Source organism: Truepera radiovictrix DSM 17093, assembly GCF_000092425.1.
Lineage (GTDB): Bacteria > Deinococcota > Deinococci > Deinococcales > Trueperaceae > Truepera > Truepera radiovictrix.
Genome location: NC_014221.1, coordinates 245,868 through 268,170, shown reverse-complemented (window position 1 = coordinate 268,170; position 22,303 = coordinate 245,868). Strand labels below are relative to the sequence as shown.

General features: G+C 69.8%; 20 protein-coding genes. 17 read left to right on the top strand and 3 right to left on the bottom strand.

Going from position 1 to position 22,303, the window contains the following annotated elements; all coding sequences use genetic code 11:
- Window positions 1-15: 15 nt before the first annotated feature.
- The 10 genes from TRAD_RS01170 (at window position 16) to hemF (ending at window position 10,390) form a co-directional block, all read left to right on the top strand.
- A complete protein-coding gene (locus tag TRAD_RS01170; protein WP_013176750.1) occupies window positions 16-1,533 on the top strand; it encodes an MFS transporter in 1,518 nt (505 codons plus the stop codon).
- 109 nt (window positions 1,534-1,642) lie between these two features.
- Window positions 1,643-1,945, top strand: coding sequence for a hypothetical protein (locus TRAD_RS01165; protein ID WP_013176749.1), 303 nt, complete (start codon window positions 1,643-1,645; stop codon window positions 1,943-1,945).
- Between the two features lie 261 nt (window positions 1,946-2,206).
- Window positions 2,207-3,418, top strand: a complete 1,212-nt coding sequence (locus tag TRAD_RS01160; protein WP_013176748.1) for a Rossmann-fold NAD(P)-binding domain-containing protein — start codon at window positions 2,207-2,209, stop codon at window positions 3,416-3,418.
- A complete protein-coding gene (gene hemC, locus TRAD_RS01155; protein WP_013176747.1) occupies window positions 3,411-4,373 on the top strand; it encodes a hydroxymethylbilane synthase in 963 nt (320 codons plus the stop codon). Before TRAD_RS01160 ends, hemC begins: the two co-directional genes overlap by 8 nt.
- Window positions 4,373-5,107 carry a uroporphyrinogen-III synthase gene (locus tag TRAD_RS01150; protein ID WP_013176746.1) on the top strand — a complete coding sequence of 245 codons (735 nt, stop codon included), beginning with the start codon at window positions 4,373-4,375 and terminating at the stop codon, window positions 5,105-5,107. The genes hemC and TRAD_RS01150 overlap by 1 nt, the downstream gene beginning before the upstream one ends.
- Window positions 5,104-6,192: a porphobilinogen synthase gene (gene hemB / locus TRAD_RS01145; protein WP_013176745.1), complete on the top strand. Its 1,089-nt coding sequence runs from the start codon at window positions 5,104-5,106 to the stop codon at window positions 6,190-6,192. The genes TRAD_RS01150 and hemB overlap by 4 nt, the downstream gene beginning before the upstream one ends.
- Window positions 6,193-6,236: 44 nt before the next feature.
- Entirely contained in the window at window positions 6,237-7,409 is a 1,173-nt protein-coding gene (locus TRAD_RS01140; RefSeq protein ID WP_013176744.1) for a sensor histidine kinase, read from the top strand.
- Window positions 7,406-8,167 (top strand): response regulator transcription factor, encoded by a 762-nt coding sequence (locus TRAD_RS01135; RefSeq protein ID WP_013176743.1) that lies wholly within the window; start codon window positions 7,406-7,408, stop codon window positions 8,165-8,167. Before TRAD_RS01140 ends, TRAD_RS01135 begins: the two co-directional genes overlap by 4 nt.
- A 197-nt stretch (window positions 8,168-8,364) precedes the next feature.
- Window positions 8,365-9,405, top strand: a complete 1,041-nt coding sequence (gene hemE, locus TRAD_RS01130; protein ID WP_013176742.1) for a uroporphyrinogen decarboxylase — start codon at window positions 8,365-8,367, stop codon at window positions 9,403-9,405.
- Entirely contained in the window at window positions 9,398-10,390 is a 993-nt protein-coding gene (gene hemF / locus TRAD_RS01125) for an oxygen-dependent coproporphyrinogen oxidase (protein ID WP_013176741.1), read from the top strand. The genes hemE and hemF overlap by 8 nt, the downstream gene beginning before the upstream one ends.
- A gap of 63 nt (window positions 10,391-10,453) precedes the next feature.
- Here hemF and TRAD_RS01120 read toward each other — a convergent pair whose 3' ends face one another.
- Window positions 10,454-11,368, bottom strand: a complete 915-nt coding sequence (locus tag TRAD_RS01120) for a LysR family transcriptional regulator (RefSeq protein WP_013176740.1) — start codon at window positions 11,366-11,368, stop codon at window positions 10,454-10,456.
- 115 nt (window positions 11,369-11,483) lie between these two features.
- Between TRAD_RS01120 and TRAD_RS01115 the strand changes: the two genes are divergently transcribed.
- Together TRAD_RS01115 and hemH are read left to right on the top strand one after the other, a co-directional pair.
- Window positions 11,484-12,386, top strand: coding sequence for a manganese catalase family protein (locus TRAD_RS01115; protein ID WP_013176739.1), 903 nt, complete (start codon window positions 11,484-11,486; stop codon window positions 12,384-12,386).
- Between the two features lie 126 nt (window positions 12,387-12,512).
- Window positions 12,513-13,637 (top strand): ferrochelatase, encoded by a 1,125-nt coding sequence (gene hemH / locus TRAD_RS01110; protein WP_083770705.1) that lies wholly within the window; start codon window positions 12,513-12,515, stop codon window positions 13,635-13,637.
- Window positions 13,638-13,690: 53 nt separating this feature from the next.
- On the opposite strand, the gene TRAD_RS01105 is transcribed toward hemH, so the two are convergent.
- The gene (locus tag TRAD_RS01105; protein ID WP_148221152.1) at window positions 13,691-16,432 is read right to left on the bottom strand and encodes a PQQ-dependent sugar dehydrogenase; all 2,742 of its coding nucleotides are present in this window, start codon (window positions 16,430-16,432) and stop codon (window positions 13,691-13,693) included.
- 716 nt (window positions 16,433-17,148) lie between these two features.
- Here TRAD_RS01105 and TRAD_RS16670 point away from each other — a divergent pair.
- The 4 genes from TRAD_RS16670 to TRAD_RS01085 all read left to right on the top strand — a co-directional run bounded on the left by TRAD_RS16670 (window position 17,149) and on the right by TRAD_RS01085 (window position 19,858).
- Window positions 17,149-17,673, top strand: a complete 525-nt coding sequence (locus TRAD_RS16670; protein ID WP_049772896.1) for a response regulator transcription factor — start codon at window positions 17,149-17,151, stop codon at window positions 17,671-17,673.
- Between the two features lie 181 nt (window positions 17,674-17,854).
- Window positions 17,855-18,829, top strand: a complete 975-nt coding sequence (era, locus tag TRAD_RS01095) for a GTPase Era (RefSeq protein ID WP_013176735.1) — start codon at window positions 17,855-17,857, stop codon at window positions 18,827-18,829.
- Window position 18,830: 1 nt separating this feature from the next.
- Complete coding sequence (locus TRAD_RS01090; protein WP_013176734.1) at window positions 18,831-19,190, top strand: GIY-YIG nuclease family protein; 360 nt, start codon at window positions 18,831-18,833, stop codon at window positions 19,188-19,190.
- 140 nt (window positions 19,191-19,330) lie between these two features.
- Window positions 19,331-19,858, top strand: a complete 528-nt coding sequence (locus tag TRAD_RS01085; protein WP_013176733.1) for a hypothetical protein — start codon at window positions 19,331-19,333, stop codon at window positions 19,856-19,858.
- Window positions 19,859-19,911: 53 nt separating this feature from the next.
- On the opposite strand, the gene TRAD_RS01080 is transcribed toward TRAD_RS01085, so the two are convergent.
- The gene (locus TRAD_RS01080; RefSeq protein ID WP_013176732.1) at window positions 19,912-20,940 is read right to left on the bottom strand and encodes a zinc-dependent alcohol dehydrogenase family protein; all 1,029 of its coding nucleotides are present in this window, start codon (window positions 20,938-20,940) and stop codon (window positions 19,912-19,914) included.
- A gap of 309 nt (window positions 20,941-21,249) precedes the next feature.
- On the opposite strand from TRAD_RS01080, the gene pdhA reads away from it, so the two are divergent.
- Window positions 21,250-22,293, top strand: a complete 1,044-nt coding sequence (pdhA, locus tag TRAD_RS01075) for a pyruvate dehydrogenase (acetyl-transferring) E1 component subunit alpha (RefSeq protein ID WP_013176731.1) — start codon at window positions 21,250-21,252, stop codon at window positions 22,291-22,293.
- Window positions 22,294-22,303: the final 10 nt, after the last annotated feature.

Sequence of the window (22,303 nt, the reverse complement as noted above, 5' to 3'; positions counted from 1 at the left end):
GAGTGAGGGGCGGTTATGACGCCGCCCCGCCCCCCTACCGACGCCCCCCTTCAGCAGCTTCCGACCCCCCTCGCCGACGCCGCCCCCGCCGCGAGCGTCCCCCATGGCACCTCATCACCGGTGGCCCTCCCGACACCCCCCGCAGCACCGGACGCCTCGCCCACACCCTTGCCGGAGGCAGCACGCACGACACCGGTACGCACGGTGCAGGCACGAAAGGCGCCGACACCGGCGCAGGTGCGGCGCACCCTGCGCCTCTCGGTCGTCGAAGGGGGGCTGACCCAGGCGTTTCTCAACTGGACGACGGGCAGCGTCATCGTCGGTTACGCCCTGCACCTAGGCGCCTCACCGACCGAAATCGGCCTCATCGGGAGCGTGCCGATGCTCGCGCAGGTCGCGAGCCCCTTGGCAGCGTGGGGCGCGGCGCTGTTCGGGCGCCTCAAGCTGCTCACGGCGCTCACCGCCCTTTTGGGGCGCGGGCTCTGGCTGCTCGCCGCCTTTTTACCCCTGTTGGGGGTACCCGAAGCGCAGCGGCCCGCTTTTATCGTGCTGCTGGTGATGGTCTCGAGCTTTTTCCAGGCGAGCACCGCGACGCTCTGGGCGTCTTGGCTGGGTGAGGTCGTCCCCGAAGGGCGGCGCGGGCGCTACTTCGGCTTCCGCACGGGGGTCGTCGGGGTCGTGGGGATGGTCGCCAACCTAGGCGCTGGGTGGCTCTTGGACCGGCTTCAGGCGCCGCTCAACTTTCAGGTCGTCCTCGGCGTCGGCGTCGGCGCGGCCCTTGTGGGCGTCGTGCTCCTCCTCTTTCACTACGAACCGCAGACCTTGGGCGCGCGTCCGGGGTTTCGGGAGACCTTTCGCACGCCGTGGCAGCACCCGAACTTCCGCCGCTTCCTCCTCTTCGGCATCTACTGGCAGGCCGCCGTGATGCTCGCCGCGCCCTTTGTCTTTACCTACTTTTTGCAGCACCTCCAGATGAGCTTTACCCAGATCGCCCTCTGGAGCGCCATCGCCTCCTGCACGGCGCTCCTGACGACCTCGTTTTGGGGCCACGTCGCCGACCGCTACGGCAACAAAGCGGTGCTCGCCATCGGCACCACGCTCGCGGGTACCGCAATGCCCCTAAGCTGGATGCTAGCGACCGCAACGCACCTCTGGCCGGTATGGTTGAGCGCCGTATTCGACGCGCTCGCGTGGGGCGCCATCGGCCCCGCCATCTTCAACCTGGCCCTGGTGAGCGCCCCCAAAGACAACCGCACCGCCTTTATCGCCATGTACAGCTTTGCAACCGGCGTCGCGGGCTTTGTCGGCGGCACCCTCTCGGGGCCGCTGCTGCTCGCCCTCTCGAGGCTCGAGGGGGAGCTCTTGGGCTTTACCTGGACGGGCTTTCACACCCTGTTCCTGCTCTCCGGAGCGCTGCGGATGCAGGCGTGGCGCCTTCTCAAACCCGTCGAGGAGACGAACGCGTGGCGCACCCGCGACGTGCTGCGGCAGGTGCGCTTCGCGTGGCGCGGCATCGGTTTCCCCTGGCGCTAGCGCCGCGGTGCGGGCCCGAGCGGCCCGAAACGCTATAGCATCCCCCGCGCGCACTTCAGTAAGATTCTCTGAACCGAGGTCGGCGAGCGACCCACCTAAGGAGGTTTGTATGCAGCGCACGCGGGAGGAGCTCGAGGCGATGAGCCACAGCGAGCTGGTCGGGCGGGTGCTCGAGTTGCAGGACCTACTCCGCGAGGGGCTCGAGGTGCGTAACGCTCTGCACCGGGTTTTAAACGACATCTTGAAGGTCAAAGCCGACGAGGTCGGCGCTTACGCCGACACCCCCGAGGAGCTGCTCTCCCCCGAGGAGCACGCCCTCAAAGAGGCCTGGGCGCGCGCGCGGCACGCCGTCTCCAACCCGCTCGGCGCCGCCGCCGCGATGCCCGACATTAGCGGCGAGGAGCCCCTATAAGGCGGTGCGGCGAGCCTTTCGTCGCATGTAGGGTCGCCGCGCGCGTGCGACGTGCTATGAGCGCGGTTTGATCGTTCTCGCGCCGCGAGTTGGGGGTGCCACGCGCGCGTGCGTGCGTGACATTTGTCCGTGGCGCGCCGGCGGTGGGGTTCGGCTATCTTAAGCCCATGCCCAAAGTGCTTGTCACGGCCGCAGCGCGCACCGGCGGCTGTGACACTTTGGTGACACCCTCTCAAAATCATTCCGATTACACTAAAGACAGTGGAACGTTTAGCGCTTATCGGCGTATCGCACCGGCGCGGCGGAGCCGCCGCCCTCGAAGCCTGGCAGGCGGCCTTTAAACCCCCTTACAGCGAGCTTGCAGGCCTGGGCTTCGCCGAGTGGGTGCCTATCGTCACCTGCAACCGCTGGGATGTGGTCGTCGCTCTACCCAAAACCATGGACGTCGCGCAGGCTCGGGCGCTGCTGACCCCGACTGGGCAGCTCTGCCGCCCGTACGCCTACACGGGCGACGGGGCCTTGGAGCAGCTCACCCGCATCGCCGCCTCGCTCGACTCGCTCAACCCGGGCGAGGACCAGATCATGGCGCAGGTCCGGAGCGCGTTCGCGGCCGCGCAGGCGGCCGGCAGCACGGGGCCTTTGACCTCGTTCGCCTTTCACACGGCCCTGCGCATCGCCAAAAAGGTGCGCCGCGAGGTCGCCCTAGCGCCCCTTAAAACCTCGCTTTTTAGCCTCGCACGGCCCGACCTGTTGCGCGCGCTCCCCCAAGGGGGTTCGGTGGCGGTGCTCGGCGCTGGGGAGATGGGGTCGCTCGCCGCGAAGACGCTCGCCAGCGAGCCCGGCTTCGACCTCCTCATCGTCAACCGCAGCGCCCCGCGGGCGCGGCAGCTCGCGCGGCACCTGGGTGCGCGCAGCTCGAGCCTCGAAGCGTTTCTGGCAGCGCCGCCCCCCGTCGACGCCTTGGTGTGCGCGACGCCGGTGCGCGCGCTGATCGACCCCTTGCTCGTGCAGCGGCTCCCCGAGCTCAAGCTGATCATTGACCTCGGGGTGCCGCGCAACGTCCACCCCGAGGTCATTGAGGCCTCGCGCGTCCGCGTGCTCGACGTCGACACGCTGCAGGCGGCGGGCCGGACGCGGCGCGAGGCGCTTCAAGAGAAGCTCGCCGCGGCCGAGGTGATCCTCCAGGAGGCGCTGGAGGGGGCCCTCGAGGCGTGGACGGAGCGGCAGCTCGGCCCCTCCATCCAGCGGCTTCGGCAGCTCTACCTCGCGACCACGCTCGACGCTTTAGGCGACGGCGTCGGCAGCGAGGAGGCCGCCCGCCTCGCCCACCGCTTCGCCCACGTGCCGGTCAAGGGGTTGCGCGCCGTCGCCCGCACCTACGGGCTCGAGGCGGCGCAGATGTTTCTGGCCGAAGCGGGGCTCGGTGAGCTCCGCCTCGGCGAGGCGTACGCCGCGGACGCCTCCCGTGAGTAGGTCTTTTAGCCCTCTAGCCGACCTGCCGCGGGCGCGCTACACCGGCGTCGTCCGGATCGCCACGCGTAAAAGCGCGTTGGCGCTCTGGCAGGCGACCTGGGTCCGCGAGCGCTTGGCGGCGCTCGGCGTCGCGACCGAACTCGTCCCCCTAGACACCCAAGGCGACCGCACCCAAGAGGCGGGCACCCCCTTCCGGCTGATGCCGGGGCAGGGCTTTTTCACCAAAGCCGTGCAAGACGCTGTCTTGGAGGGGCGCGCGGACGTCGCGGTGCACTCGCACAAGGACCTGCCGAGCGCGCGCCTAGCGGGGCTCGAGCTCGCCGCCGTCACCGAGCGTGAGGACCCGCGCGACGTGCTCCTCGTCCGCCCCGGCGCCGCCCGGCCCGAGAGCGCGGCGCTCCCCCTCGTAGAGGGCGCCGTGGTCGGGACGAGCGCCGCGCGGCGGCAGGCGCAGCTCCGGCACCTCCGGCCAGACGTGCGCGTCGCCGAGCTGCGCGGCAACGTCCCGACCCGCGTGCGCGCCTTGCGCGAGGGGCGTTACGACGCCGTCGTGCTCGCGGCCGCCGGGCTCGCGCGCTTGGCGCTCGACCTGAGCGACCTCACCGTCTACCCGCTCGACCCCAAGCGCTTCGTCCCCGCCCCCGCGCAGGGCGCGCTGGCGCTCGAGATCCGGCGGGGCGACGCCGAGCTCGCCGCGCTCCTCACCGAGCTGCACGCGCCCGACGCCTACCAAACCGTCGCCGCCGAGCGGGGCCTTATGGGGATGCTCCAGGGCGGCTGCCAGCTCGCCCTCGGCGCCTACGCCGCGCTGCAAGGGGGCGAGCTCGAGCTGACCGCCTGGTACGAGGGGGAGCGGGTCACGGTCAAGCACCGCAGCGCCGAGGGGGCGGCCTACCTCGCCTTCGACGCGCTCGGGCGCCCCGCCCCGGCGCGCGCCGCCGCCAAGGAGCCGTAGTGGCGCCGACGGTCCTGCTCACGCACGCCGAAGGGCGGTTGGAGGGGCTCGCCGAAGCGCTCGCGGCGCGCGGGTTCCAGCCCGTCCACCTGCCACTCATCGCGACGCGCCCCCTGCCCGTGTCGGCGCGCGCTGCCAGGGAGCTCTTAGGCTGCGACTGGCTGCTCTTTACGAGCCGGAGCGCGGTAGCGGCGTGGTGCGCGCTGGGGCTCCCGCTCGCAGGCGCGCGGCCGCGCCTGGGCGCGGTCGGTGAGGCGACGGCGCGCGAGCTTGCCGCGCACGGGGGGCGCGCCCAGCTCGTGGGCGACCCGCCGAACGCCGAGGGGCTCTTGGCGCGCTTTGTCGAGCGCGTCTCCCCCCCCGCGCGCGTCGGCCTCCCGTGCGCCCTGGACGCGCTCCCCACCCTCCCCGAGGGGTTGGCGCGCGCCGGTTTTGCCGTCACGCGCCTCCCGCTATACGAGACCGTGGCGCGGGCGTGGCCGGACACCCTCACCCTAGGGGGGGCTGAGACCACCATCATCGTGCTCGCGAGCCCGTCGGCCGCAGCGGCGCTGCCACAAACCGTCGGGGAGCGCGCGCGGCTCGTCGCGCTCGGGCCGAGCACCGAGCGGGCGCTCGCGGCGCGGGGCTGGCGCGCTTGCCGAGCGCCCACACCTGACGTCAGCGGGGTCACCGAGGCCGTGCTGCGGGCCGCTCTCCACACCCACCCCCCCACCGCCGAGAGGTCGTTATGACGCCCCCCAAGCCCCAACCGCACGCCCCACCCAACACCGCGCCCGAACCCCACAGCCCCCTCGCCCTCCCGCGGCGCCCGCGGCGGCTCCGCGCGAGCCCCGCGCTGCGCGACCTGGTCGCCGAGACGCGCCTCGCGCCGAGCGACCTCATCGCCCCCTTCTTCGTGATCGCGGGGTCCGGCGCCGAAGAACCCATCGGGGCGCTCCCGGGGGTCTCGCGCCTCAGCGTCGACAGGCTTTTGCGGCAGCTCGAGCGGGGCCTCGAGCTTGGCGTCCGCGCCGCCGTGCTCTTCGGCGTCCTCGGTGCGGCGGACAAAGACCCCCGCGGCGTGCGCGCGGCTGACCCCCAGGGTCCCGTCGCGCGGGCGCTGCGCGAGGCGCGGCGCGCTTTTGGCAGCGACCTCGTGTTGATCACCGACGTGTGCCTCTGCGGCTACACCGACCACGGCCACTGCGGGCTCCTCAAGGCGACGCCGCGCGGGGTCGTCATCGACAACGACTCGAGCCTCGCCGCCCTAGCCGAGATGGCCGTGACGCACGCCGAGGCGGGCGCCGACCTCGTCTCCCCCTCGGACATGATGGACGGGCGCGTCGGCTACCTGCGCGGCGCGCTCGACCGCGCCGGTTTCACGGGGGTCGGCATCTTGGCCTACACCGTCAAGTACGCCTCGGCGTTCTACGGGCCCTTCCGCGAGGCGGCGGGCTCGGCGCCCCAGGGGGGGACGTCCCCCGACGGGATGCTCCCCCCCAGAGACCGCCGCACCTACCAGATGGACCCCCGCAACGCCCGCGAGGGCCTCGTCGAAACCGCCCTCGACGAGGCCGAAGGGGCGGACATGCTGATGGTCAAACCCGCGCTGGCTTACCTCGACGTCCTCTGGCGGATGCGCGCCGCGACCCCCTTGCCGCTAGCCGCTTACCACGTCTCGGGGGAGTACGCGGCGCTCAAGGCGGCGGCGCGCGCGGGTGCTCTCGACGAAGCGAGCGCCGTGCAGGAGAGCCTCTGGGCGATTAAACGCGCGGGCGCCGACCTGATCATCACCTACTACGCCCTCGAGGCCGCCGCAAAGGGCTGGCTCGGCTGAGCTGCGTAACAGCGTGAGGGGGCCGTGTGTGAAAGACTAAGGGGGTGAAGCGCCTCCGGCTCACCTCCCAAACCGCGACCCGCATCGCGTTCGGCGTGGTGGTCGTTTTTCTGCTCGCTCAGGTGACGTGGTGGATCGTCTTTCAGCAGCGCTACATCGCGCGGGTCACGCGCGAGACGCTCTCGGCGTGGCAGCGCGACGCGGCGACGGTCAACCTGTTGCTCGCGTTTGACGATGAAAGCGCCGTCAGGGCGCAGATCGAAGCCACCTACCCGCACCTGCGCCTGGTGAGCACCCCCGAGGGCTTCGTGCGGGCCGAGGTCGACCCCGCGCAGCTGCGCGCCTTTCGCGACGCGCAGACGGGGCACCTGCGCATGTTCGCCTTCGAGGGGCCCTTTTACGTGCTCGTGATGCTCGCCGGGCTCTACTTCATCGCGCTCTCGCTGCGCGCCGAACGCGACCTCAAACGCCGCCAGCAAAACTTTCTCAACGCCGTGTCGCACGAATTCAAGACCCCCTTGAGCACCCTTAAGCTGCTCCTCGAGAGCGTGCTCTACCGCTCGCTGAGCCCGGCCAAACAGCGCGACTACCTCGAGCGGATGAATAGCGAGCTGCGCCGCCTCGAGGCCACCAGCGAACAGGTCCTCGCGGCGGCGCGGCTCGAGCACGCCCTGGCGGTCAGCCGGCTCCGCGAGGTCGACCTCAACGACGCCCTGCGCGAGGCGCTCGCGCCCCTCCAGGGCGGCTTAGAGGCGCGCGGCGCCCGCCTTAAGGTGCACTACTGCCCCGAAGCGCTCCCCGTCTCGCTCGACCCCGCGGCTTTCGCCATCGTGCTCAACAACCTCCTCGACAACGCCGTTAAGTACACCCCCGAGGCCGACAAACCCATCACCATTAGGCTCGAGGGGCAGCGCCACCTCGCCGTGCTGCACGTCGAGGACCGGGGCGTCGGGCTGCGCGAGGGGGAGAGGCGGCGCATCTTCGACCCCTTCTACCGCGTCGGCGACGAGCTCACGCGGGCCACCTCGGGCGTCGGGTTGGGGCTCCACCTGGTACGCTCGGTGACCGAAGTGATGAACGGCTGGGTCCGCTGCGACGCCCCCCTCGACCCGCGGACCGGGCGGGGCAGCCGCTTTAGCGTGGTGCTGCCCAAACGCGTCGGCGCCGCCACCCCCGAACGCACTCCGTCGCTCACCCCCCAGGACATGACCCGATGACCCTCCCCACGACGTCCACCCGCAAGCAGCACACCACCGAGCGCGCCACGATCCTTATCGTCGAGGACGAACGCGCCATCGCCGAGGTTGTCGCCGACAACCTGCGCGACGAGGGCTACCGCACCCTGGTCGCGAGCGACGGCCCGAGCGGGCTCGAGCGTTGGCGCGCGGAGCGCCCGGATCTGGTCATCTTGGACGTGATGCTGCCGCAGCTCTCCGGCTTCGACCTCTGCCGCACCCGCCGCACGGAGGGCGACGCCACCCCGGTGCTCTTTTTGAGCGCCAAAGGGCACCCCGAAGACCGCGTCGCGGGGCTGCGCGCGGGGGGCGACGACTACCTCCCCAAACCCTTTCACCTCCCCGAATTTTTGCTGCGCGTCGAGAACCTCCTGCGGCGCCGCGGTTGGGGCGGGGAGCACGGGGCGAGCGCCGCCGCCTCCGACACCGCGCTGCGCTTCGGCGGCCACACGGTCGACTTTCGCAGCTGGACCGCCTCGCTCGCCGACGGGCGCACCGAGCTCCTAAGCGAGCGTGAACTCAAGATCCTGCAGCTTCTCAGCAGCCGCCGCGGCGAGGTCGTGAGCCGCGACGACATCTTAGACGCCGTGTGGGGCGACGACGCCTTCCCGAGCAGCCGCACCGTGGACAACTTCGTCGTACGCCTGCGCCGCCTTTTCGAGCCGGACCCGGCGCGCCCGATCTACTTCCACACCGTGTGGGGGGTGGGGTACCGCTTTACTCCCGAGGGGGAGGCCTAGGCTCCGTTGCCTCCCTCGCGCGTACCTGGAGCGTCCGCAAGGGGTCGGTGGCCTGTGGCCCGTGGCTCGCTGGGCGCCCGACAAGCACCCGCGCAGCAAAAACCGGCGCGCTAGGGCGCCGCCACGCCCGCCGGGGCCTAGGGAAGCTGGACATTTGTCCAACCCCTTAAGCGCTAACGCGGCCGTACACTAGGGGCATGAGCCTTTTTCTCGAGGCGGCGCGCGGTCAGGACACGGCGCGCGCCCCCATCTGGATCATGCGCCAAGCGGGGCGCTACTTGAGCGAGTACCGCGCGCTCCGAGCGCGCTACAGCTTCTGGGAGATGTGCCGCACCCCCGAGCTGGCCGCTGAAGTGACCCTCCAACCCCTGCGCCGCTTCGACCTCGACGCCGCCATCTTGTTTCAAGACATCATGACGCCCCTGCCGCCGATGGGCGTCGAGATCGACTTCTCCCCCGGCCCCGTGCTCAAAGAGCCCGTGCGCAGCGCCCAGCAGGTGCGCGCGCTGCGCGTCCCCGAAGGGGGCGAGATCGCCCCCTTCGTCGCCGAGGCGATCCGGCTGATCCGCGCCGAGAGCCCGGTGCCTTTAATCGGCTTCGGCGGCGCCCCCCTGACGCTCGCGACCTATCTCGTACAGGGGAGCGGCTCCAAGGACTACGACGAGTTTCGCCAGTTCCTGCGCTACGCCCCCGAGACGGCGCACGCCCTGCTCGACAAACTCACCGACCTCTCGGTGCGCTACCTCAAGGTGCAGCTCCAGGCGGGCGCGCAGGCGGTGCAGCTCTTCGACTCGTGGGCGGGGCTGCACGACGCGCGCGTCTACCGCGAGTTCGCCAAACCGTACAACACCCGCATCTTCGAGGCGCTCGCCGCGTTCGGCGTCCCCAGGCTCTACATCGCCGTCGGCGCGCTGCACCTCTACGGGGAGATCAAAGACCTGCCGTGCGAGGTCGTCAGCGTCGACTGGCGCGTCCCGCTCTCGCACGTCAGGCCGCTGCTGCCCGGCAAAACGCTCCAGGGCAACCTCGACCCCGCGGTGCTGCTCGCACCCGAAGGGGTGCTGCGCGCGGAGGCCGAGCGGGTGCTGCGCGAGGGCCTCGGCGGACCGCACATCTTCAACCTGGGCCACGGCATCATGCGGCAGACCGACCCCGAGCGCCTAGCGCAGCTCGTCGCGGTCGTGCGGGAGTTTGACCGGCGCGCCCACACCACGCCAGAGGAGCTCAGCCATGCCTGAACCGTTGACGAGCCACCTAGCCGCACCCGCAACGACGAGCCGCCGAGAGCGCGTGGTCGCGCTTATGCGCGCGGCGCAGGCCAGACTCACCGCCGCTTTCGAGGCGCTCGACGGCCAGGCGACCTTCCGGCCGCACACCTGGGAGCGCCCCGGCGGCGGTGGGGGGACGGCCAAGGTGCTCGAGGGGGGGCGCGTCTTGGAGCGCGGCGGCATCAACGTCTCGGCGGTTTGCGGCGACGCGGTGCCGCCGAGCCTCGCGGCGACCCACCCCGGCACCGAAGGCAAACCCTTTTTCGCCACGGGTCTTTCGATGGTGCTCCACCCGCTCAACCCCTACGCGCCCGCCTTTCACGCCAACTACCGCTACTTTGAGGTGACCGAGGTCTCCTCTCGGGGTCACGAGATAGCGCCTCGGGTCTGGTGGTTCGGCGGCGGCGCCGACATGACGCCCAACTACCCCTTCGAGGAGGACGTCATCCACTTTCACCGCACCCTTAAAGCGCAGTGCGACCGCCACGACGTCGGCGACTACGAGACGCTCAAACGGGCCTGCGACGACTACTTCTTTATCCGCCACCGCGGCGAGATGCGCGGCGTCGGGGGGATCTTCTTCGACGAGCTGTCGCCCATAGGCCAAGGGGACTTCGAGCGCGACTTCGCCTTCGTCGCCGACGGTCTAGACACCATTCTGGAGGCCTATCTGCCGCTTCTAGCGCGGCGCCACGCCACCCCCTACGGCGAACGTGAGCGGCGCTGGCAGCTCCTGCGGCGGGGCCGCTACGTCGAGTTCAACCTGGTGTACGACCGCGGCACGCTCTTTGGCCTCCAGACGGGGGGCAACATCGAGGCGATCCTCATGTCCATGCCGCCCTTTGCTCACTGGGCGTTTGACTACGCGCCCGAACCGGGGAGCCCCGAGGCGGCGATGCTGGCCTTTCTCCAACCGCGCGACTGGGCGAGCGCCGGGAGCGAGAGGCTCCCCTAGCGCCCGCAAGCGGCGCTCACCGAGCGCTGCGCACCCCGCGCCAGGTCGCTTAAGTCGCGGCGTCTAGAGGGCCGCGAGGTTCTCCGGCAGCGCCTCCAAAACGGTCGTGATAAACGCCCGGAAGAGCGGGCGTTGGGCGGAGGTGCGGCTGGTGAGCGCCCACACCTCGCGCTGCGGCGTCGGGACGAGCGGCCGCACGTAGGTGCGCCGCTCGCCGTCGCTGAGATCCAGGGTGGCGAGCAGAGGGAGCAGCGTCATCCCCCCGCTCTGCTTGACCAGTTTGACGAGCGTCTGCAGGTTGCCGCTCTCGAAGTGCAGCGAGCGGCGCGTCCCGCAGGCGAGCTCCCCCCCTCGACAGAGCCTCAGGGTCTGGTCGCGCAAACAGTGCCCCTCGCTGAGGAGCCACATGTCGCTGACGTGCAGCGCGCTCGTCGGGATCTCGCGGTGGGGGGCGAGGCGGTGCTCGGGCGCGAGAAAGGCGACGAACGGCTCCCGGAAGAGGGGCTGCGAGAGGAGCGCTGCGTGCGGCTCGTGGTCCGACGCGAGGCCGAGGTCGAGCCCGTTACCCACGAGCTCGCCGATGAGTTGCGCGGTGGTCGCCTCGCGGACGCGCAGGTGAACGCCGGGGTAGCGCCGCAGAAAGCGGGGGACGACCAAAGGCAGCAGATAGGGGGCGAGCGTCGGTAAGATCCCTAGGCGCAGCTCGCCCGTGACGGTGCCGCGCGCCTCTTGGGCGAGCCCCTCGAGGCGCGCGCACTCGTGCAGCACCCGCCGCGCCTGCGCGACGAGTGTAGCCCCCGCTTCGGTCGGTTCGACGGGTTTTTTGCGACGATCAAAGAGCACGATGCCGAGCGAGCGCTCCAACTTTTGCAGCTGCATGCTTAGGGTCGGTTGGGTGACCCCGCAGCGCTGCGCCGCCTCGGCGAAGTGTCCCGTTTCGGCCACGGCGACCAGGTACTTGAGCTGGGTGAGTGTCATCGCTAGTTTCTATTAAACCATAGCGACCATCGATTTGAATGATGACGCTCCGTTCGCTACAGTAAGAGGGCCCTAAGGGAAACCCCCCGGGGACACCCAACAGGAGGAGGTCAGGATGTACTTACGCATCGACAAGCTGCAGATCGAGATGCCCGCGGCGCGCGAGGCCGACCCCAACGCCGCTATCCGCGTACAGGAGCTGATGGGTGGTCGCTTCGGCGAGATGTCGACGCTGATGAACTACACCTATCAGTCGTTCAACTTCCGCGGCCGCGAAAAGCTCAAACCCTACTACGACCTCATCGCCAACATCGCTACCGAGGAGCTCGGCCACATCGAGTTGGTCGCGGCCACGGTGAACTCCCTCCTCAACGGGCCCGAGCGCCCCAGCGAAACCCCCGACCCGACGGGCACCCCGCTCGGGTTCGCCAAAGACGCGGGCAACCCGCACCACTTCATCGCTAGCGGCCAGACCATCTTGCCGGCCAACTCGCTCGGTCAGGCCTGGAGTGGCGACTACGTGTTCTCGAGCGGCAACCTTATCCTCGACTTGCTGCACAACTTCTTCCTGGAAAACGGCGCCCGCACCCAGAAGCTGCGGGTGTACGAGATGACCGACAACCCGGTCGCGCGCCAGATGCTCGGCTACCTCTTCGTCCGCGGCGGGGTGCACGCGCTCGCCTACGCCAAGGCGCTCGAAACGCTGACCGGCGTCGAGATGTCGAAAATGCTCCCGATCCCCAAACTCGACAACTCGCTCTTCCCCGAAGCGCGCAAGTTCGAGGCCGAAGGGTCGCACCGCAAGCTCTACCGCTTTAGCCCGAACGACTACCGCGACATCGCCCACATCTGGCAGGGTGAGTCGCCCGACGGTAGCGGTCCGCTCGAGGTCGTCGACGGCCCGCCCGAGGGGGGGCACCTCGCGCGCCTCGACCCCATCGGCGAGTCGTTCGCGCCGGAGTTTCACCCCGAAGAGATCTTCGAGATCGCCCAGAAGCTCTACAACAAGGCGAAGTAACCCCTTACCGACGACCCGACAGCCCCACCGCGCGGTGGGGCTTTTTGCGTGGCGCTCGAGCGCACCCCTGCAAACGCCGTGTCGCCGCGGGACACACGTCCTAGACGTCTAAAGGTATGCTGCGCTATGACCCGAGGCCCCACCGGAATCGTCATGATGAACCTGGGCGGTCCGAAAAACCTGGACGAAGTGCAGCCCTTTTTGCTCAAGCTCTTTGAAGACCGCGAGATCATCCAGCTCCCCGCCCAAAACGTCTTGGGCCCCTTTATCGCCAAACGCCGCACCAAGAGCGTGCAGGACAACTACCGCGATATCGGCGGCGGCAGCCCGATCCTCAAGTGGACGCGCGAGCAGGGCGAGGGGATGTGCCGCCGCCTCGACGCGATGTCGCCCGAGACGGCGCCCCACAAGTTCTACGTGGCGTTTCGCTACATCGACCCCTTTACCGAGGACGCGCTGCGGGCGATGCACGAAGACGGCGTGACGCGGGCGGTCGCCTTTACCCAGTACCCGCAGTTCTCCTGCGCGACCACCGGTTCGTCACTAAACGAGGTGTGGCGCGCGGCGCGCCGCCTCGGGTTGCAGAGCGCCTTTCAGTGGAGCGTGATCGACCGCTGGCCGACGCACCCGCGCTTTATCGAGGCGATGACCGAGACCGTCAAACAGGGGCTCGAGCAGTTTAGCGAGCGCGACCGCGACGACGTCGTCATCGTCTTTAGCGCCCACTCGCTGCCCTTAAGCGTGATCAACCGCGGCGACGCCTACCCCGCCGAGGTCGGCGCGACCACCCACGAGGTGATGAAGCGCCTCGGTTACGCCTACGAGTACCTGATCTCGTACCAGTCCGAGGTCGGACCGGTGCCGTGGCTCGGCCCGAGTACAGAGACGGTGATCGAGGAGCTCGGCCACAAAAAGCGCCGCAACGTGCTCGTCGTCGGCATCGCCTTTACCAGCGACCACATCGAGACGCTGCACGAGCTCGACATCGAGTACGGCGAGCTCGCGCACAAGGTCGGCATCACCAACTACAAGCGCGCCCCGGCGCTCAACGGGCTGCCGCTCTTTCAGGACGCGCTCGCCGAGATCGTCTACGAGCACCTGCAGTCGGGCGAGGCGTGCAGCAAGATGTACGGGTTTCGCTGCCCCGGCTGCGTCAACCCGCAGTGCCGCAACATCCTCAACCCCGTCGCCCCCTACAAGCGCACGAACGTCACGGTCACGAAAGAAACAAGGCTCTACCGGGCCTCGTAGCGCCGTTTTGGGTCGGCGCGCCTACGCGCCGACCCAGCTGAGTGGTTGCAGTTTTAGCGGCAGCGCTCGAGACTCGGTCGGAGGGTGCTGTGGAAACCGCCGCCGGCGTAGAAGGCGACCGTACTCGTCCCCGCCGGGATCCGCAGCGTCAGGCTCTCGTGCGGTCTCACCGTACCCGAACCCGCCTGACCGCTGCGCGTCACCCGCCAGCGGTACGGCACCGCGTCGGCCGAGAGGTTGACCACGCGCCAGCGGTCGCGGCAGAGGGCGGTGAGCCGCAGGCGTTGGCTGCGGCGGTAGGTGGCGACAAAGCGCCTCGGGGTGGCGCCGACGCGGACGTCGTGGATCGCCGCGCCGCCATCGGACCAGTGGCTAAAGGCGTAGCGCCCCTGCCGCTCGGGGGCCACCAGCTGCTGCGTGGCGCCCACGATGGTGCTGACCGTAAAGGGCGTTTGGCGCATGACCCCCTCCCAGGGCAGCTCGAGCCCCGTCGGCACGGTATCGAGGGTGTAGCGCACGGTCTCCGGCAGGAGCCGCACGCACGACCTGGCGCTCTCGCCGTGGCGGTCGCGCGCCGTCAAGCAGAGCTCCAACGAGGTGTTGTCGCCGTGGTCTTCGGGGACAAAAGCCCCCGTCTCGCCCGTTGTGGGGGGCAGGCTGTCGGTGTGGACGTGGTCGTTGTGGTAGGTGTTGAGCGTCCATGAGAGGGCCCCCCCCGGCAGCGCGCCGTCCTCTGGGTCGCTCCCACGGCCGCTAAAGGCCACCGGCCGCCCCACCTGGTAGCGCGCGCCGGGCGCGGGCGAGAGGATCGTCGCGGTCGGCGGCGCGTTGCCGACGCGCACCTCGAGCGTCGTCCGCGCCGCGTCGCCACCCTCGTCGCTCACCCACAGGGTGACGCGGTAGCGGCCCGGCTCGGCGAAGGTCACGCTGGGGTGCGGCTGCTCCGAGCGCTCGCCGTTGCCGAAATCCCACAGGTAGGTGAGCCCCCCCTGACCGCTCGAGCCCGCGCTCGACAACGCTACTGTCAGGGGCGCAGGACCCTGCAGCGGCGCGCCGCTCGCGACCGCCCGCAGCGGCGCCGCCGCCGGCGCGGTGTAACGCAGGCGCTTGAGCTTGCCGTCGTAGATGTTGAGCAGATAGAGCTCCCCCCCCGGCCCCATCCCCATCTGCACCACCCCGGGTTCGGTGGCGAACTCCGTGACGCGAGCGACCTCGCCACGGGGGCCGAAGTGCAGGGTGCGGATCCGCCCCTGGTTAAAGTCGTTGATAAAGAGCGCGCCGCGGTAGCTCTCCGGGTAGCGCGTCCCGGTATAGAACTCGCCGACTTGCACCGAGCTCGAGCCCGACCCGTGGAGGTAGGCGTAGAGCGCTGGCGCGGTGGCCTGGGCGCTCCCGTAGAGCGCCGCGCACTGCCCCAGCGCGCGGTAGCCCCCCTGCTGCAACGCCCGCCCGTTCCCCCCTTCGAAGCAGGGCCACCCGAAGTTGCGCCCCCCGCCGACGTTGACCTCTTCCCAGGTGTTCCACCCCACATCGCCGATAAACGGTTCGCCCGTCTGCGGGTGTAGGGTGAAGCGAAACGGGTTGCGCAGGCCGTAGCTCAGCACCCTCGAGCGGTTGCTTTTGGGGTTGCCGTCGAAAAAGGGGTTGTCGGGGAGCCCGAGCCCCGTCTCCGGGTCGATCCGCAGCAGCTTGCCCGCCAAGCTGTCCAGCTCCTGCGCGCGCAAGGCGGCGGGGTCGACCTTGAGAAAGTTGCTGCCGTCGCCGATGCTGACGTAGAGCATGCCGTCACGGCCGAAGCGCAACCCCCCGACGGTGTGTGAGATCTCGTCGCTCGGGATGCAGTCCTCGAGGGGGCGTCCCAAGGGGCCGCACGAGAGCACGCTGCTGTTACGCGCAGCCGGGTTGCCGATCGTCGCGGCGGTGCTATTTGTACCGAGCAAGACCCGCTCGCTCCCCGGCACGGCGACGGCGTAGCCTCGCGCCGCGTCGGCGGTGACCCGCACGAGGCGCGCGACGCGCGCGCCCGCGTTGTCGGGCGCCGCCATCCCCGTCCGCCCCTGCAGCTCCGGCGGGTCGTAGGTGTAGAGCACATAGGCGTAGGGGTGTTGCGGAAAGCGCGGGTGCAGCGCAAACCCCAAAAGGCCCCGCGCCTGGTAGTGGTTGACCTGTGCGGAGAGGTCGATAAAGGGTTCGCGGCGCAAAACGCCCTGTTCGGCGACCCGCACGACCCCGCCCTTCTCGGCGATAAACGCGCGCCCGTCGGGGGCGAAGGCGAACGCTACACCCTGGTTGAGGCCGCTCACAACCTCCTCTAACGCAAAACCCTGCGGCAGCGAGAGGGGCGCAAGCGGGCTCGAGAGCCGCACCGGGCGCACGTGCACCCGCACCGCGGCCTCCCGCAGCGCGCCCGTCGGCCGAAGCTGCGCCGCGCTCAGGGTCACCGTATCGCTCCCCTCGGCGGGCTGGGTAAAGGGTCCCTCGACGCGCGCGTAGGGTTGAAAGAAAAAGTGCTGGGTGCCGTCCCCCAAAAAGAGCTGCACCTCGGCGAGCAGGCGCTCCTCGCCCTCTAGCTTGGGCACGGTCGCCGGCACCCGCACGGCGAGCCCCCCCGCGTCGCCGAGCGCGCGGCTCGGAAAGCGGACGGTGACCCCGGGGGCGATCGCCTCCGCCGCGTACGCCGCGGCGAACGTGGCGGGGAGGGGCTCGGGCACCGCCGCACGCGTCACACTCACCTCGGCGGGTGCCGCCAAAAAGCCCGCGCTAAGCGTGACCGACACCCCACCCGGGAGCGTCAACTGCCCCCCCTCGGGGGGGAGCTGCTGCGCGGCGTGGTCGAGGGCTGGGGGCGCTCGCCAACAACCGCTCAGCAACCCCCCCAACAGGCACAGGCAAAGACACGCCAGGCAAAGCGGGTACGAGCGTGGGAGCGGCGGGTGACAAGGGGGTAGGCGCGACGACGACGGGGGGCAAGAGGGCCGTACCATAGCTGCTGGTCTCCTCACGGGCGCTTGCACAACCGCCAACCGGGTGCAGGCCAGGGGTGGGGCGTTCGTCCGCACTGTAAAGAGCCCTTGTGCCCGGCTAGAAGCGCCGAACGGCTGAGCCCTCGGCGCCCCCCGAGCGGTTTCTTGCGCCGCGCAAGTTCTCCTTCCGCAGGCCGCTCGAGGCCTACGCCCAGGGCCGAAGGGGCGTCGCCCACGTGGGCGCTTCGGCGCGCCAAAGCTCAGTAGTTCACACGCTGAAAAGCGAGCGGCGTGCTAGCGTAAAAGGGCCGGAGACGCTGCACGTCCCGCCGCAAGGGCTGCACCTGCCAACGCCGCCGCGAGCGCGGTGACCGGCGCAGCGGGGGATATCGGGAACGGGCGCCAACGCTGGAGGCGGGTCATCAGACTTTTTACAACAGTGCCGTCGTGGTCGCCGAGCGCGCTCCCCTTACGCGCGCCGCTCGGCAGGCGCCGCAGACCGCTATCTCGCCTACGACATCTGCCGGGGGTCTTTTAGCGCCATGCATGTGTGGGTGTTTTCGGACGTGCGGCTGCTGCAACGCGGTCTTATCGAGCTCGTTACGCACCTCGGTTTCACCGCCCACGCGATCCACACGCCGGAGGTCGAGGTCGCTCTGTGGCACCTGAAGCGCACCGCGCCGCCCTTTCCGCCCCCGCCACCCCTGCCCACCCTGGCGCTCTTTTCTGGGACCGAAGACGACGTCATCCGGCTGCTGCAGCGCGGCTACCGCGGTTACCTCAGCCCTCAAGACGACGACGCGCAGCTCTTTAAAGCGCTGCAGGCGCTCCGCCGGGGCGAGATCTGGGCGAGCCGCGAGCTCTTGACGCGCACCATCGGGAGCCTCAGCACCCCGCAGCTCACCGAGCGCGAGCGCGAAGTTCTCGGGCTGCTCGCGCAAGGGCTCAGCAACCGCGCGATCGGCGAGCGGCTCGGTATCTCCGAGCGGACGGTTAAGACCCACGTCGCTAACTTGTTCGACAAGTTCGGCGTCCGCACCCGCCTCGAGCTCGCCGCGCAGGTGCAACCCTAGGGCGCAGCACGACCTGAGCGCGCCCCGCCGCGCTGAACGGGCAGCGCGGCGCAGGTGCTGTATACTCACGCTCACGCAGGGCTCTACGAAGGCGCTCGCACACGACGTTTACGACGAGCTCCACCCAACACCGAGGGTGACCGTGACCGCCGGCGAGCACGCGCCCCGCCAAGGAGACGACATGTCTGACCCCTCAGAGATCACCTCACCGCCCCTCGACGCCCCCGCACCACAGAGCAGCGCGGAGGTCCCGACCTACTCCGGCTTCGTCGCCATCCTAGGCAAACCGAACGTCGGCAAGTCGACGCTGTTAAACACCTTTCTAGGCGTCAAGGTCGCCCCCATCACCCCGAAGCCGCAGACCACGCGCCGCGGCGTGCGCGGCGTCTACACCGACCGGCAGGCGTCGGAGGTGCGCCAACTCGTCTTCGTCGACACCCCGGGGTTTCACCGCGCGAAAGACGCTCTGGGCGAGTTTATGAACCGCGAGGTGCGCGCGGCGGTCGTCGACGTCGACGTCATCCTCTGGGTCGTCGACCTGCGCCGCCCACCCAGCGACGAGGACAAGGAGGTCGCGCGGCTGCTGCGCGGCCTCGACCCCAGCACGCGCGTCTACCTGGTCGGCAACAAGCTCGACGCCGCCAAGTACCCCGACGAGGCCCTGGAGCTCTACGGGGAGCTGGTACCGAACGTGAGCCGCACCTACCGCCTAAGCGCCCTCGAGGACCCGGAGGCGGTCTACGCTTTGCGCGCGGAGCTCCTCGGTGAGCTCGCTGAAGGTCCCCTCTTCTTCCCCGAAGACATCCGCAGCGACCAGTCGCGCGAGACGTGGGCCGCCGAGATCATCCGCGAGAGCGCCATGACCCACCTGCGGCAGGAGCTGCCCTACGCGGTCGCCGTGCAGGTGCTGCAGTGGCGCGACCCCGAGGGGGACGAACCCCTTTACCTCATGGCCGAGCTGTGGGTTGAGCGCGCGAACCACCGCATGATCGTCCTCGGCAAGGGGGGGAGCATGATCCGCGAGATCGGTCGCAGCGCCCGCAAACAGCTCGAGGTCTTTTTGGGGCACCGCGTCTTTTTAGAGCTCGAGGTCGTCGTGCGCCGCGCCTGGCGCGAGGACCCCGAGGCGCTGCGCGAGCTCGGTTTCGAGGGCTGAGGTGCCGATCGCCGCGCGTTGGCGCCGCCTAGAGGCGCTCCCACCCCCCCGCGGCCGCGACGCCATGCCGGGCGTCTACGAGCTCGCCGACGAGGCCAAACGCGTGATCTACATCGGTCAGTCGGCCAAGGACGTCCCCAACCGCATCCGCCAGCACCTCGCGGGCCGCTCCGGCGCGCCCTGCATCGCCGAGCGGGCCGCCTACTGGCGCTACCGCTACGCGCGCGTCCCCCAAGCCGAGGAGGCGGCGCTGCTCGCGGCCTTTAAGGAGCGTTTCGGCGCGCTGCCGCTCTGCAACCGCGCGGCGCCCCTGCAGCGGGGCGCCCTGCGGCGCTACTACGAGCGCACCCGCGGCAGCTAACCCCCTCGGGGAGGGGACATTGTGGCTGTCACTCACAAAAGCTGTAGCCGTCCCTACTTGTTCGCTCTAAAAAACGCGTGATATAAAGGCCAGAACGTGAGTGGGCGCTTTAACCTTCTCACCTACTTTGGAGGGATAACATGCACAAGCGAATCGTTGCGCTGCTCAGCCTCCTCGCCCTGTTGGGTGTGGCCTTCGCGCAAGAGGACACGACCGTTGACGCCGAGGTGACCGAGCAGGGTGCTGAGGTCGTCGTCGCGGTCGAGGCCGCGCCCGGTGTCGAGTTCGACACGACGCAGTTTGTCGGCGCCGCGCTCCCCTTCCCTGCGAGCTTGCACTACGGCATCAAAGACGTGCAGCTCTTCGGCGCGGAGCCCGACCTGCGCTTCCGCTTCTCGGGTAACCTTTTCACCTCGCGTCTCGGCGTCGGGGTCGACGCGCTCTTTGACATCGCGACGCTCGAGGAGAACATCCAGCTCTACGGCGGCCCGAGCCTCGACCTCGGGACGATCTTCCCCGTCCAGCCGAGCTTCGCCTTCGCCGGCTTTTTGGGCGGCGAGTACCGCTTCAACCGCGAGATCGGCTTTTTCGCCGAGATCGGGACCGGTATCCAGTTCCCCTTCACCCTTGACCCCCGCGGCGCGCTGGGCTTTAACTACCACTTCTAAGCGCGCCCCCAAGACGCAGTGCTGAGGCGGCCCCCAAAGGGGCCGCTTTTTTGCTATAACACGATCACGCTCACCCCGCGCGGCGCAAAGCGGCCCATCGCGGCGAGCTCCGCGCCGGCCTCCTCTAACGTGAGCGTCTTACCGACGAGCCTCTGCGGCGCCAGGGTGCCCTCGGCGATCATCCGTAGCATCTGCGGATAGGCGTGCGCGGGCATGCCGTGGCTGCCCCTCAGCTCGAGCTCTTTGGCGATAACCTCACCCATCGGCAGCGCGGTGGGCCGGCTTTCGCCGAGCAGCAACCCCACCTGCACGTGTCGCCCCTTTTTGCGCAGGCAGCGCACCGAGTTGCGCAGCGTCGCGGCGCTGCCCAGAGCGTCGAGCGAGACGTGCGCGCCCCCTTGGGTGAGCTCGAGAATCGCCCCGACGGGGTGCGCGCTCCTGAGGACGTGCTCGGCACCGAGCGCGCGGGCACGCTCGAGCTTGGCGTCGTCCAGGTCGACCGCCACGACCCGGGCACCGAGCGCCGCGGCGATCATCACCGCCGAGAGCCCCACCCCGCCGCAGCCGTGCACCGCCACCCACTCGCCTGGTTGCACGCGCCCCTGGGCGGTGAGCGCGTGAAACGCCGTCATAAAGCGGCAACCGAGGCTGGCGGCCTCGACGAACCCCAGAGCGTCGGGCAGGCGCACGAGGTTGACCTCGGCGTAGGGCAGTGCGACGTACTCAGCGAACGCCCCCCACCCCGTAAACCCCGGTTGGTACTCGGCGTCGCACACGTGCGGGTACCCCGCCCTGCAGGTCTGGCAGCGCCCACAGCCGCAGCAGAAGGGCACCGTCACGCGCTCCCCCACGCGCCAATGCGTGACGCCCGCACCGAGCGCCGCGACCGTACCCGCGAGCTCGTGCCCCGGCACGTGCGGCAACCGGATGGTGGGGTCGTGCCCCATCCAGGCGTGCCAGTCGCTGCGGCAGACGCCACAGGCGCCCACGCGGATCACGACGCCCCCAGCCGGCGGCTCCGGGTCGGGGACGTCGGTCACCCGTAGCGGTTCGCGAAAGGCGTGCATGAGGGCGGCTTTCACTGCGCCACCTGCCCCGTGGTCTTCCCTGCGGCGCCGGGCGCTAGAGCCAAAGCTGTCGTCATGCGCTCATCATGCGCTCTGTCGCCAGGTCTACGCCACCCCACGGCGCGCTCCACACAGCTCTACACGAAAGCGCCCCACCCAAAGCCGCCCCGCTGCCCGTGTACCCGCCGCCCGCAGCGCGCCGGAAGCGTCAGGGGGTAGATGCTAAACTGGCGGGGACGGACGACAGGGATTGAGCCTTGACGAGAGCGCCCGAGCGCCGCAGCGGTCCCCAGCCGCGCGCGGGGCGCGACGACTGGAGGACGTGTGGAGACGCTTGCTTACCTGAGCGACGAGGGGATCCCCAAGGGCAACCTACCTTTTGACGACGACGATCTCGTGCGCGGCTACCGCGCGCTGCGCCGCGCCCGCTTCTGGGACGAGCGCGCGAGCGTCCTGCAGCGCCAGGGCAAACTGGGCGTGTACCCGCCCTATAGGGGACAGGAGGCCGCGCAGGTCGGCACCATGCTGGCCTTTGAGCCCTCCGACTGGTTGGTGCCCTCCTACCGCGAGAGCGCCGCCGCGCTGACGCACGGCCTCCCTCTGGCGACCCTGATCCTCTACTGGCGCGCGCACCCCGCCGGGTGGCGTTTCCCGGAGGGCGTGAACATCCTGCCGTTCTACGTCCCCATCGCCACGCAGCTGCCGCAAGCGGTCGGCTTGGCTCACGCGCTGCGCCTTCGGGGGGCGCAAAACGGGTCGCAACCCATCGTCGCAACCTTTGTCGGCGACGGGGGCACCAGCGAGGGCGACTTTCACGAGGCGCTCAACTTCGCCTCCGTTTTCGAGGCGCCGGCGGTCTTTATCGTGCAGAACAACGGCTGGGCCATCTCGGTGCCGACGACGCGGCAGATGAAAACCAAGCGCGTCGCCGCGCGCGCCGCCGGTTACGAGATGCCCGGCGTGACGGTCGACGGCAACGACCTGCTTGCGGTGTGGAAGGTCGCCCAAGAGGCGGTGGCGCGGGCGCGGGAAGGGGGCGGGCCTACCTTGATCGAAGCGATGACCTACCGCGTGGCGCCGCACACCACCTCGGACGACCCGAGCCGCTACCGCACCGAGGAGGAGGCGGCCTCCTGGATCGGCCGCGACCCCGTCAAACGGATGCGCACGGCGCTCGCCCACCTTACGCTGTGGGACGACGCGCAGGAGGAGGCGCTTTTAGAGGAGCTTAGAGCGGAGCTGGAGGCGGCCGTCCGCGAGGCCGACGACGCCCCCACCCCCGCCCCCGAGGAGATCGTCGAACACGTCTTCGAGACCATGACCCCCGACCAACTGCGGGCCTGGGAGGTGCTGCGTGAGCGCGCTTAAAGACCCCGAA